Source organism: Streptomyces sp. NPDC002463 (genome assembly GCF_042889835.1).
Lineage (GTDB): Bacteria > Actinomycetota > Actinomycetes > Streptomycetales > Streptomycetaceae > Streptomyces > Streptomyces nymphaeiformis.
On sequence record NZ_JBIARL010000004.1, the window covers coordinates 251528 to 263380 of the forward strand.

An 11853-nucleotide genomic window follows, 5' to 3' on the forward strand; every position below is an offset into this window, starting at 1 on the left:
AGTCGACCTGCGCGACATCCACCGCCGTTGACACTCGGCCATCACACCACTCCGGTGATCGTTTCCGATCAGAGGACTGGCTGCCCCGGGCCCGCTCACTCATCGACCGGTCGCCGCGGCGGGCGAGGAGGCTCTTGAGGACGGTCGCGATGGTTCTCCCCTCTCGGTTGGGCGGGGCTATCAGCCGGTGGCCCCGCACCGCCCGCCTTGCCGACGACGACAACTGCAACGCCTGCGCCGAGCCCGCGCCACCGCCTGGACGACGGAAGCTGACCCGTCGTCGGAATCGCCCTGTCCTGACCGGCTGACGACGGGGTCGGGCCGCGCGCCGACCCGACCCGCCCGGGTACTGCCCAGCCCCGTCGTCAAAGCATCCGGCACCGCCGTGAGCAGGATCAGCCTTGAGCCAGGTGGACGCCCACCCCGCGGTTCCCGTGTCGATCATCACCACGCCGGGATCAGCCCGCTCCGCGTCCCTGGTGCAGCATCCAGGACGACCGTTTGTAGCGTCGGTGGAGGCGGCGGCAGCCGGCGAGTGGGGCCGTAGTGCGTTCGATGGTGCAGTGCAGGAACGGATCGGCGGTACCGGACATCTGTGCATCTCGTAACTGAACTTGTCCGTGTGCTCTGCCGAGCAGGGCAGTCTGGTGGCTTTGAGGCTTGAGTCTCCGGTAGGGGGAGACGTGAAGGTGGGGGCATGAACGGCGAGACGCTCTACTCGATCGGTGATCTGGCTCGGAGGACGGGTCTGACGGTGAAGGCCATCCGGTTCTACGCCGACACCGGGATCGTGCCACCCACCACCCGCACTCCGGCGGGATACCGCCGGTACGGTGCCGGTTCCCTCGCACGCCTCGAGCTCGTACGCACCCTGCGCGAGCTGGGAATCGACCTGGCCACGATCCGCAGGGTCGTGGACCGGGAGGTCTCGCTGACGGACGTCGCGGCGACGCATGCCGAGGCACTGGACGTGCAGATCCGCGTCCTGCGGCAGCGCCGCGCTGTGCTGACGGCGGTGGCCAGGCGCGGCTCGACTCCCCAGGAGATGGATCTCATGCACAAACTGGCACGTCTGTCGGCAGACGAACGGCGGTATCTGATCGATGACTTCCTCGGTGCCGTGTTCGACGGCCTGCACGATCACCCCGCGTTCGCGGCGGTCACCCGCTCATTGACACCCGAACTGCCCGACGACCCCGAGCCCGAGCAGATCGAGGCGTGGGTACGTCTGGCCGAGCTGTCCCAGGACCGGGATTTCCGCACCACACTGCACGGCATGGCCCAGGACCTGGCGGCCGACCGGGCCCCGGACGACGCCACGGGCCTGCCCCGAATCCTCGCCGAAGCCGTCCGCGCCCAGGTGACACCGGCACTCGAGGCCGGCGTCGAGCCGGACTCGCCCGCTGCGGAGCCGATCGTGACCGCACTCGCGGCCCACTACGCGCACATCCTCGGCCACCCGGCCTCACACGATCCCCGCGCCCTTTACCGGAGACTCGCCGCCCGGCTGGAGCGGATGAACGACGCGCGCCGGGACCAGTACCTGTCGTTGTTGGCCGTCGTCAACGGCTGGCAGGCCCCCGAGAGCCTGGCGCCCGCACTCACCTGGTCCGCTGCGGCACTCCGTACCCGAATGCTGCAGCGATGAGCCGATCACGCACCACGCTCGACACCACAGGACCGGACCACCCGGCGCAGGATCGGATCCTTGCCGACTACCAGAACTTGCTCCGCGTGCCCGGCTTCTGGCGCATGGCCGTCATCAGCATGACGTCGAAGCTGGCCGCGAGCATGTCCAGCCTGAGCCTGCTGCTCCTGGTCAGCGGCTCCCATTCGTACGGGACCGCCGGACTGGCGGTGAGTTGCTCCACTCTCGGCCAAGGTCTGACCGCACCGTTGCGAGGACGTCTCATCGACCGCTTACCGGTCCGTCCGGTCCTGTTCAGCTGCCTTGCCGCCAATCTCACCGCCACCACCGCCGTGATCACGGCGGTGCGGAGCGGCGCCGCCGTCACGCTGATCTGCACATTGTCCGCGGCCGTCGGCGCGAGCGCTCCACCCGTCGCGGTGATGATGCGATCCGTCTGGCACAGCGTCACCACCAGCACGACCTTGAAGACGGCGATGGCGCTCGACGCTTCCCTGATGGGCGCCGCGCTGATCGTCGGACCGGTGCTCGCCGGCTGGCTCAGCCTGTCGCTCTCGCCTCTCCTGCCGTTCGCGGCCATCACGACGATGACGGTCGCCAGTGTCGCGCTGGTGGGCAATTCCTCTGCAGCCGTCGTGCCTTCGGCCGCCGTCGGGCACTGGCTGGGGCCTTTGGCCTCGTCCCCGTTGCGCCTCCTGTTGGTGGCCGACGCCCTGTTCGTCACGGGGGTGACGGCCGTGGACGTGGTGCTGCCGATCTACGCGCGCCAGGAGCATGCGGCCACGCTGACCGGCTTGTACCTGGGCAGTCTTGCGATCGGCAGCGTTGTGGGGAGCTTTGCTCTGGGTACGGCCACGAAGCGGCTGCCGCGTGGGCTCGCACTTCCGGTCCTGCTCGGCTTGTTCGCCCTCGGATGCGCGACTCTGGCCGTGGCCGCACGACTTTCCCCGACGGTGGTCCTTATGGTGTGCCCAGTCGCCGGCCTTGTCATCGGATCCGTCTTTGCCCTGCTGCGGACCACTGGCGGTGATCTGGCTCCGGCCGGGCAGGTCACCGAGACCATGTCCTGGCTCAGCACCCTCGACATGGCCGGTGGTGCGGCAGGAGCGGCGGTGTTCGCGCACCTCGCCGAAGCGAAAGGAAGCACGGCGGCTTTCGTGCTCGTTCCTGTGCTGGTCGTGACGGCTGCTGTGGCCGGCTGGAGGGTCTGCGATAGCAGATGAGAGCGCAGGCGAGGCGGTGAAGGCGAGGAAGCGGTCGGCTTGCGGATGACCAGATGGAGGCGTGCCGTTGGTGCCGGTGGCCGGCCGGCGGATGAGCCGACGCCGGTGGCCGATGCGGTACGGCGTACGGCCAGCGGATGCTCACGTCGTGCTTGGCGCGGAGGACGGGTGGGTGAGGTCGATGCCCTCGACCTCACCCACCCGGCACGTTGTCGCAGACGGCGACGTGGATCCGCCGGGAGTCGTGCGGTGTGCGCTTCAGCCCGGCGTTCACGCGGTGACGAGGTCATGGTCGCCGCGTCACGCTGAGCCTTGCCGTGCGCGTAGCGGCGTCGATGTTCAGCACCTTGACCTGGACGAGCGTTCCTGTGGGACTGGCGGGGTTTCCTCTGAGGAACTCGTCGCCCGTACGCAGGTCCTGGTGGCCGTTCGTCGCGGGGAGAAGGTCCGACTGGTTGCCGTTGAACTCGTGCACCAGCACGCACGGCTGGGGGATGGCCGCGTCCCAGAGTTCCTTCACGCGGAACTCGAAGAAGTACGGGCCCACGCGGGCGCAGAGGTGGCCGGCGAGACCGCGGCTGTGGAGTGGTCTCAGGTCGACGACCCTGTTCGACTCGGTGGCAGCGGCCTGCCAGACGCGCGAGGCGTCGAGCCATCCTCGGCCCGCCATGTTGGCGGCGTTGAGCCCGGGGCCGATCCGCCAGATCGGCCGCCCGCTGCCGTCCAGCTCCTTGTAGACCGGGTGCGGCGCCATGTAGAGGCCACGGTTGCTCATGACGTCCCAGCTGTCCCTGTACTCGACGCCCCCCGCCCGGGAGTGGTCGAGGGAATACACGTGGCCCATCTCCTGCCCGACCAGGGCCGGGGAGAGCGAGGACATGCCGGCGCCGTCTCTGTCGTCGCCGGAGACGCCGCCGAGCCCCGCCCCGCCGAAGAGGTCCGTGGGGGGATGCGTGATGACGAAGACGCGATCCGCGTAGGGGGAGAGATTCTCGCCCGCGTTCGCAGCGGCTTTGCGTGCCCATGTGATGAGGTCCGCGCGGCCTGCCGGGTTCGCTCCCGACCCGGTGTAGTCGCTCTTCTTCTGGGGGATCGTGTACCAGCCGAACACCCTGGACACGCTGAGGTCGAGTGCTCCGTGGGACATCTCCCAGAAGTGGTCGACCATGTTGAACCTGCCGACGCCTGCGCCACCGAACACCTCCGTGAAGCGTTCGCGGGGATAGGACGGTGCCGTTGTCGCGTCACTGAACTTGATCAGCACGACAGCCCAGGAAGACGGCTTTGCCGGCGGCTGCAGGAAGGCGATCTCCGTCCAGTCCGATGCGTAGGTGCCGGCGGGGAAGACGGTGACGTCCTTGATGGCGTTGTCCGCGTCGATGGAACAGATGACGATGCGCCCGGAGGGAGCGTAGAAGAGGATGCGACCACCTTGGAGTGCGGCGACCTGCGTCCAGTCGGTGGTGAATCGGCCCGAGGGGAAGACCGTGACGTCCCTGATGATGTTGTTGCTGTCGACAGAGCAGACGACTCCGCGCCCTGTGGACTTTCCGTAGAAGAGAATGCGATTGCCGCTCAGTGCGGTGATTTGCGTCCAGTCCGGTGCGAAACCACCTGCGGGGATGACTCTTTCGTCCCTGAGGATGTTGTCGACACCGATCGACTCGACGACTCCTCGCCCCCCTGCGCCGTAGAAAAGAATGCGATCCGACATCATGTCGCCCTTCCGCGACCGCATCCATTCCTCGTTCCATTATGGCCACGACCTGTCGAACTGCGCGAGTCGAGTCGCCGTGCTATGGGAGGGCCGGAGGTCCGTCGTCAAGGCCCGGGAACGCCGCGACGAGACCGCCCGTACGGGCGGGGACGAGGCGGCGTTCCCGGGGTGAGCGATGCCTCCGCCGAGGACCCAGGTGCTGACAAGCGTCTCATCGGCCCAGGCGGGCGGCCTTGATCGCGCGTTGCTCCATGACGTCCTCCCTGCGGTCTTCCATCTGCCGCAACGCGGCCTTGCGGTCCCGCTTGGAGAGTCGGTCGAGATACGTGTGGCCGACGAGGTGGTCGGTCTCGTGCTGCAGGCACCGGGCGAAGTAGCCCAACCCCTCGATGACGAGAGGGCTGCCGTCCTTGTCGAACCCCCGGACGACGGCACGATCGGTGCGGGGAACCGCCATGGCGGCACCGGGCACGGACAGACAGCCCTCGAGTTCGTCGACGAGCCGCCGACTCCCCGGATCGGGCAGGTCCAGAACCGGGTTGACGATGTGACCGACGTGCCGGATCCCGTCGTCGTCCGGGCAGTCGTACACGAACAGGCGGAGGTCGACGCCAACCTGATTGGCGGCCAGGCCGGCACCGTCGGCCACATGCATGGTCACGAACATGTCGTCGATCAACGCCGACAACTCCGGAGTCCCGAACTCGGTCACCTCCCGGCAGGGGCGGCTCAGCACCTCCTCACCCACCACCGTGACCCTGCGAACCGAACCCCGCTCCACCTCTGGTGACAGGGCCGGATAGGCGTCTACCGGGCGCCCTTGCACACGGACTCGGCGGTCGACGGGACGGGACCGCTCGTGACGAACGGACATGGCTGTCTCCTTTGCGCGCGCCGCAGATGCAGCGGAGGCCACCGCAGCTGATGCCTTCGACAGGGCTGCTGCTTGCCAACTCCTTTGCAAAGTAGCAGACTTTGCAAAGTGACTGAAGATGACGTCGACACCCCGGACGGCCAGGCGGCCGGCACCAGCGAAGAACTGCGTGAGCACGAAGTCCGCACAGCCCTGCTGGACCTCCTCGCCGAAGTCGGCACCGTCACGGCGACCGAAGCCGCTTCCCGGCTGGGCTACAGCTCTGGTCTCTGCTCGTTCCATCTGCGGCAGCTCGCACGTCACGGATTCATCGAAGAAGCCCCCCACCGCGGGGGTCGTGCACGTCCTTGGCGTCTGAAGCAGCACACCCCCGCCGCCGACGCTCCTATGGAGGAGCAGTTCGGCGACTTGGCCCGCGGGCTGGAGGACGAGAGCTGGCAGCGATGGCTGGGCCGGCGAGACGAAGTGCCGTCCGAGTGGCGCCATGACGAAGCCTTCAGCGCTGTCGCCTATCTGACACCTGAAGAGATGAGCCGGGTCGCGAACGTGATCCGGCGGGCGCTCGAGCCCTACCAGGACCGCGAACAACGCCCCCTCGCCCGGCCCGACGGCGCTCGGCCGGTGGCCCTCATCACCCGACTGTTCCCCCTGCTTCCCCACCCGGCAGACGACGCGGGCCAGGGCTGAGGCGCCGTCGGCGCCGAGGTCGGCCGGCCACCCGCCTTCGGGGGACGGGCAGCGGGCGGCCGGCCCTTCGCGTTTCCGTGAGGCGTGGGGCGGCCGGCGGGTCGGTCGCCGGCCGCCGTCGCCCGACCCGCCGAAGTTCCTGGTGCCGCTCCATGTTCCTGGTGCTGCTCCATGGCCTGCCTGAAGACCAACCCGCCGGCTGGGCCGATGCCAGGGCTATCGCGAGGCGGGGGTGTGGCAGGAGGTGGCGGAAGATGCCGCGGAGAGTCCGGCCCGCTGTTTCCGGTTGCCCTCTGCGCGTGCGATCAAGGCGTCAGCCCTGGGGCACCGCGACGTACGCCTCGCTCGGCGTGGTGGTCGGCGTGTAACGGGTCGCAGTGGTCGTGGTCGGGATCAGATCCCGGTGGATCACCTTGGCCACGGCCTGGATCGTGTTCACGCCGTAGGTCATCGTGCTGTTGCCGTCGGTGAGCACGGAGATGGTGTAGTCGTGGCCGCCGCCCTGGAACGTGCCGACGCTGTGCACGCGCCAGCCGCGCGTGGCGCGCTGAAGCCAGCCGTTCTTGACGTGCACGGACACGGAGGAGGGCGCGCCGGCCGGCGTTCCCCACCTCTGCGAGCTGATGACCTGCCCCATGAGCTTGCTGATGTAGGCGCGAGAGTTGTCGCTCAGGACGGTGTTCCTGGCGGTGATCAGCGAGAGCAGCCGCTGCTCGTCGGTGACGTTGATCTGGGTGAGCCCCCAGTAGCCGCCGGACCCCGGCACCGTCCGTGTCATGCCGGCAGCGGCCAGGAAGCCCTTCACCTTGGTGACGCCGAGCTGGTTCCACAGGGAGGTGGTGGCCGCGTTGTCGGACTTGGTGATCATGGCGGTGGCGAGGGTGGACTCGCGTGTGGTCAGGTACCGGTTGGTCTTCTTGGCGTCCCAGAGGAGCGTGGCGAGGACGGTCACCTTCACGACGCTGGCCGAGTCGTACGAGACCGTGGCGCGCAGGGTGCAGGTGGTGTTCGTGGTGCGGTCGCGCAGGCCGACGGCGACGGTACCGGTGCGCGTGGCGAGGGCGGCGGTGATGTCCCTCTGAAGCTTGGTGGCGAGCCCGGCCTTGCCGGACGTGCAGCTGACCTGCGGCGCGGTGGCGGCGGAAGCGGGTGCCGCGCCCGCGACGACGGGCACGAGCATCCCGGCGGCAGCCACGGCCGGAAGCACGCGGGCGCGCAGGGATATGCGGTGAGTCATGTGGGTCCCCCCTGGAAGCGAAACGAACACGCCTTCGGCGTGCTCGCCTTACATGACTCACGAGCGTGCGGATGGTTGTACGAATCCAGTGGAATTCTTGGACCGGCCCCCCGTGCGCGTGACGCCGCCGCGAAAGGGCCGGGTCTGCCTCGGGCGGCCCCTCGGGAACGGTTCCAGCGGCCTGCGTCAGGTCGACCGTCAGACATCGAATCGGCGCAGTGCTCCACCCCTTTCTATGACACTCGTTATAGGCGGGTGTACGCTGCGAGCCGTCTATGACGACTGTCATAGGAGGATGTCGTGACGATCATCACCGTGAGCTCCCCGACGGGACGGCTGAGCCTGGAGCAGCGCCGCGCGCGGGCCGAGACCCTGACGGACGCGGTCCTCGTGCCCGAGGTGGGGCAGTTCGCCCCGCCCGCGCGGGTCGGGTTCCAGGTGCACTTCGTGGGGCGTCAGCCGGACATGATGGCGATCGGTGGGCGGCTGCTCGCGGACATCGGGCCGGAGGCCGACGTCATGGTGATCGACGTGGCCGTGATGGACGGGGACTGGCGGCAGGAGGTCAGGACCGCCGTCATCGAGCGCGTCCTGGCCGCGATGGCCGACGCCTGCGACCTCGCGCAGCCGTCGCCGACCTGGTGGGTCAACTTCCGTGTGATCGACGAGGGCGGTTGGGGTTCCAGCGGTGGCGTGCTGTCCGTTCTCTCGCTCCTCGACACCGGAGTGTTCACGGAGGGGAAGGTGAAGGCCATCCGTGCCGCACTGGGTGCGTGACCCCGCCCCGGGTCCGGGCGTCCGCGCCCCGGCGGGCCCGCGCCCGGGTCACTTCGCGGTCGCGCCGGCGATGAGGGCCTGGAGCTGTTCGGCGGTGCGGTCGAGGGGCGCCGTGCTGTGCTGGGCGCGGCACATGGCGACCGTGCCCTCGACGGCCGCGACGATGAGCGTCGCGAGCTGCGCGGCCTGTTCGGCCTCGGCGCCGTGCGCCCGAAGCGAGTCGGCCAGCAGGGCCTCCCACTGCTCGAAGACCTCGGCCGCGGCCGTCAGTGCGGGCGGGATCTCGTCGTCCTGGGGTTCCTCGATGGCCACGGCGAGCACGGGGCAGCCGGCGTGGAAGTCGCTGTCGACGACGATCTTGCGCCACAGGCCGAGGAAGGCCCCGAGGCCCGCCGCCGGCCCCGCTTCCAGCTCTTTCCGCAGGCTGCGGGCGATCCACTCGCCCGTGTACCGGACGGCCTCCGTGGCCAACTGCTGCTTGCCCTCGGGGAAGTAGTGGTACGTCGAGCCGAGCGGCGCTTTGGCGTGCTTGGCCATCTCCCGGATGCTCGTGGCGCTCAGCCCGCGCCGGCTGATCATGTCGGCCGCTCCGGCCACGATCCGCTCGCGTGACGGCGTACTGCTCTTGACCACCTGTGCACTCCCTCTGGATATAACGACTGTCATAGCCTAGCGCGGGCAATGATTGCGGGCCGTCCCGAATCCGCGTATCAGCGGCAGCGTCATGCAAGGCGGGAGTGGGCAGGTGGCGGGAAAATTCCCCGGGGTACTCGTCGATGAGGCGTCCTGCGTCGCCGGAGACCGGGCCACGCTCGTGCCAGGTGGTCGATGGCGTTGAGCGTACGCGAGTCCAGATCCGGGCTGCCGCGATCAGGGGCATCGACCGTCCGGTCGACGATCTCGGGGGCGACGGGGCGGCGCTGCTGGCCGAATTCGGTGTGTGCCCCGGTGATCTGGATTCCGATCACGGGTTGCTGCCGGCGGTCACGGCCGGGCGGATCCTGCGCAGTGCCACCACGTGGCTGGACTGTCCTGATCCCGGTCTGCGCCTCGCTGCATCCCAGGACGTGTCGATGCTCGGCCCGCTGGCCGTGGCCGTCGGCAACTGCGACACGGTCGGAGACGGCCTGGACTGCGCGTCACGCTTCCTGTTCGTGCACAACCAGGGCCTGCGGCTGTCTCGTGGTCCCGACCCCGAGCGCTACGCGGGAGTGGGCGCGGTCGAGTACCGGCTGGTCCATCCGGACGTTCCCTTCGAGCCGCAGTCGATGGATGCAGGCCTGGGGCTGCTGCACCGCAACCTCATCACGATGAGCGGCGGATACGAGCTGCTCGGGGTCCACCTGCCCCACCCGCCGCTGACGGACGAGTCGGTGTACACCGCGTTCTTCGGCGCCCCGGTGCGGTTCAACACGGACCAGGCCCTGCTGCGGGTGCCGGCGAAGCTCTTCGCCCGGCCGATGTCCGCACCCGTCAACCCCGAACTGCGGCACATGGTCGTGGAGTGCCTGGAATCGCGCTGTGTGGACCCGCGCGAGGGTGTCGCGGCCTCGGTGTGCTCCTCGGTCGGCCGCGCGTTCGGCGCCGTCCCCGTACGCATCGTCACCGTGCCCCGGTCCGACCTGACTTGGCTGCGGGCGATCGTCAGCGGCGCTGCCCCTCTGGACTAGGAACCGGGTGCAGCGCTGTCCCCTTGCCTGTCGGTCCCGGTCGTCCAGGGGCACGGCACGACCGAACTCGGCCCGGTCGGCCACATCGTGCGGTCGTCGACGGCGGGACGGCCGTCGCGGGCCGCCGCGCGCCGGTCGGGGCGAGCGGCCGGCCGCTGCTCAGCACCGCCAACAGACTCGTCGATCCCGAGACCGGCGCCGAGATCGCCGTACCCCAGGACGGCTGGAAGGGCTGTCAGGTGGCGCCCGCGGAGCTGGAGGCGCTGCTGCTGACCCATCCGGACGTCGGCGACGTTGCCGTGATCGGTGTGGCCGACGCCTCGGGTGAGGAGATCCCGAAGGCCTTCGTCGTCTCCGGGGATCCCCGGATCCACGGTCGGGAAGATCCTGCGCAAAGAACTGCGGGCTACCCGGAGGTCGTGAGCACCTGCTATAGCGACCGTCATAACTATAACGAGTGTCATAACGCGAGAGGGGTCACCATGGCCGATCCGGTCGTTCTGATGGCGACGATGGTCGCCAAGCCCGGCCAGGAAGAGCTGGTCGAGAAGACGCTGCGGGCGGCCGCGCCCGCAGTGCACGCCGAAGACGGATGCCTGCGGTACGCGCTGCACCGAAAGGCGGGCACCACGGGCGAGTTCGTCGTGATCGAGAAGTGGGCCTCCGAGGAGGCGCTGGCCGCACACATGAAGGGCGCCGCGATGCGGGAGGTCGGCGTCGTTCTCGCCCAGGCCTCGGCGGGTCGGCCGACCGCGCTGTTCCTGGACGCGATCCAAGCCGGCGAGTCGCACATCGGCGCTCTCTGACCCACCACAGACACCGGCTCGGGCACGTCTTACGGCCCGACGCCCACCCCCGACACCGAGGAACCCCATGAAGAGCCTGATGTTCGTCGCCCCTGGGCACCTGCGCTTCGACGAAGTCGACGCCCCCACCATCGTCGAGGGCACGGACGCGCTCGTACGTCCGCTCGCGGCCACGACCTGCGACCTCGACCACCACGTCATCGCCGACAAGACCCCGTTCTCCGGATTCGGCCCGTTCCCGCTCGGCCACGAGTGCGTGGGCACGGTTGTCGAGGTCGGCCCCGACTGCACGGACATCGCGGTCGGTGACATCGTCGGCGTCGCCTGGCACGTCGCCTGCGGCACCTGCGCACAGTGCGGGCTCGGCCACACCGCCCGCTGCCTCCGTCACGGCGACGCCCAGTACGGGCTCCCCGTGAACGGGGCCTGGGGCGGGACCTTCGACGAGCTCATCCGCGTTCCCTACGCGGACTTCAACCTCGCCAAGCTGCCCGACGGGATCGACCCCGTCCACCTGGCGTCGATCGGCGACAACCTCGCGCTCGGCTGGGAGACGGTGATGCCGACCGTGGCCGGGATCACCGACCCGAAGATCGCGGTCTTCGGCGGAACCGGTTCCATCGGCCTCTACTGCGTCGACGTCGCGGTCCACTGCGCCGGTGCCCACACGGTGTACTACGACGACGACCCGGTCCGGATGAAGGTCGCCGAGCAGCTCGGCGCCGAGGTCCACGACGTCAACGGCAAGCGCGAGAAGGACTTCCACCTCGCCGTGGACGCCGGCTGCAACCCCGAACGACTGCGCAAGGCGTTGCTGTCGGTCATGCCAGAGGGGCACGTCAACAGCGTCGGCATCTACTTCGACGACGTCCAGATCCCTCTGCTCGCGCTCTACCAGCGCGGAGTCCACTTCCACAACGGCAAGGGGGCACGCGCGGCCGAACATGACGCCGACCCTCGAAGCGGTGGCCGCGGGCAAGCTCCACCCCGAACTGGTCACCAGCTCCATCCACGCCTGGGAGGAGATCCCCGACGTGCTGACCTCCGACCGGCCCGGCCACAAGCCGATCTTCACCCTGGAGAAGTGAGACGCGGGAAGCGCCACGCGAACGGCGGTGCCGAGCAGCGTGCCGCCGCTCGAGCCATCTGACGGCGTCCGCATGGACAGCCCCGTAACCGGCTCCGGCAGCCCGCCCCCGAAGCCGAACCAGCTG

11 protein-coding genes are annotated in these 11853 nt (G+C 69.2%); 7 read left to right on the forward strand and 4 right to left on the reverse strand.

What is annotated here, in order from left to right; translation table 11 throughout:
- Positions 1-697: 697 nt before the first annotated feature.
- Positions 698-1648, forward strand: a complete 951-nt coding sequence (locus tag ACFYX3_RS11335; RefSeq protein ID WP_389011117.1) for a MerR family transcriptional regulator — start codon at positions 698-700, stop codon at positions 1646-1648.
- Complete coding sequence (locus ACFYX3_RS11340) at positions 1645-2871, forward strand: MFS transporter (protein WP_389011120.1); 1227 nt, start codon at positions 1645-1647, stop codon at positions 2869-2871. The genes ACFYX3_RS11335 and ACFYX3_RS11340 overlap by 4 nt, the downstream gene beginning before the upstream one ends.
- 286 nt (positions 2872-3157) lie before the next feature.
- Here the strand turns inward: ACFYX3_RS11340 and ACFYX3_RS11345 are convergent, their stop codons facing one another.
- Positions 3158-4609 (reverse strand): hypothetical protein, encoded by a 1452-nt coding sequence (locus ACFYX3_RS11345; protein WP_389011123.1) that lies wholly within the window; start codon positions 4607-4609, stop codon positions 3158-3160.
- 190 nt (positions 4610-4799) lie between these two features.
- A complete protein-coding gene (gene def / locus ACFYX3_RS11350) occupies positions 4800-5462 on the reverse strand; it encodes a peptide deformylase (RefSeq protein ID WP_389011542.1) in 663 nt (220 codons plus the stop codon).
- Between the two features lie 108 nt (positions 5463-5570).
- Between def and ACFYX3_RS11355 the strand changes: the two genes are divergently transcribed.
- Positions 5571-6149 (forward strand): winged helix-turn-helix domain-containing protein, encoded by a 579-nt coding sequence (locus ACFYX3_RS11355; RefSeq protein WP_389011126.1) that lies wholly within the window; start codon positions 5571-5573, stop codon positions 6147-6149.
- Between the two features lie 313 nt (positions 6150-6462).
- Here the strand turns inward: ACFYX3_RS11355 and ACFYX3_RS11360 are convergent, their stop codons facing one another.
- Positions 6463-7386: a serine hydrolase gene (locus tag ACFYX3_RS11360; RefSeq protein ID WP_389011129.1), complete on the reverse strand. Its 924-nt coding sequence runs from the start codon at positions 7384-7386 to the stop codon at positions 6463-6465.
- Positions 7387-7686: 300 nt separating this feature from the next.
- Between ACFYX3_RS11360 and ACFYX3_RS11365 the strand changes: the two genes are divergently transcribed.
- Positions 7687-8163, forward strand: a complete 477-nt coding sequence (locus ACFYX3_RS11365) for a tautomerase enzyme (RefSeq protein ID WP_389011132.1) — start codon at positions 7687-7689, stop codon at positions 8161-8163.
- A gap of 48 nt (positions 8164-8211) precedes the next feature.
- On the opposite strand, the gene ACFYX3_RS11370 is transcribed toward ACFYX3_RS11365, so the two are convergent.
- Entirely contained in the window at positions 8212-8796 is a 585-nt protein-coding gene (locus tag ACFYX3_RS11370; protein WP_389011135.1) for a TetR/AcrR family transcriptional regulator, read from the reverse strand.
- A gap of 143 nt (positions 8797-8939) precedes the next feature.
- Here ACFYX3_RS11370 and ACFYX3_RS11375 point away from each other — a divergent pair, with 143 nt between their 5' ends.
- From ACFYX3_RS11375 to ACFYX3_RS11385, 3 genes are all read left to right on the forward strand, one after another.
- Positions 8940-9833, forward strand: a complete 894-nt coding sequence (locus ACFYX3_RS11375) for an AraC family transcriptional regulator (protein WP_389011545.1) — start codon at positions 8940-8942, stop codon at positions 9831-9833.
- A 239-nt stretch (positions 9834-10072) separates the two neighbouring features.
- The gene (locus tag ACFYX3_RS11380) at positions 10073-10639 is read left to right on the forward strand and encodes an antibiotic biosynthesis monooxygenase (RefSeq protein ID WP_389011138.1); all 567 of its coding nucleotides are present in this window, start codon (positions 10073-10075) and stop codon (positions 10637-10639) included.
- Positions 10640-10706: 67 nt separating this feature from the next.
- Complete coding sequence (locus ACFYX3_RS11385) at positions 10707-11789, forward strand: zinc-binding dehydrogenase (RefSeq protein ID WP_389011140.1); 1083 nt, start codon at positions 10707-10709, stop codon at positions 11787-11789.
- Positions 11790-11853 lie beyond the last annotated feature (64 nt).

What these genes read in the sequence shown, in the direction of transcription:
- def (WP_389011542.1), bottom strand. Translation starts at nt 5,462, where the DNA reads ATGTCCGTTCGTCACGAGCGGTCCCGTCCCGTCGACCGCCGAGTCCGT.
- ACFYX3_RS11360 (WP_389011129.1), bottom strand. Translation starts at nt 7,386, where the DNA reads ATGACTCACCGCATATCCCTGCGCGCCCGCGTGCTTCCGGCCGTGGCT.
- ACFYX3_RS11335 (WP_389011117.1), top strand. Translation starts at nt 698, where the DNA reads ATGAACGGCGAGACGCTCTACTCGATCGGTGATCTGGCTCGGAGGACG.
- ACFYX3_RS11385 (WP_389011140.1), top strand. Translation starts at nt 10,707, where the DNA reads ATGAAGAGCCTGATGTTCGTCGCCCCTGGGCACCTGCGCTTCGACGAA.
- ACFYX3_RS11340 (WP_389011120.1), top strand. Translation starts at nt 1,645, where the DNA reads ATGAGCCGATCACGCACCACGCTCGACACCACAGGACCGGACCACCCG.
- ACFYX3_RS11345 (WP_389011123.1), bottom strand. Translation starts at nt 4,609, where the DNA reads ATGCGGTCGCGGAAGGGCGACATGATGTCGGATCGCATTCTTTTCTAC.
- ACFYX3_RS11375 (WP_389011545.1), top strand. Translation starts at nt 8,940, where the DNA reads ATGAGGCGTCCTGCGTCGCCGGAGACCGGGCCACGCTCGTGCCAGGTG.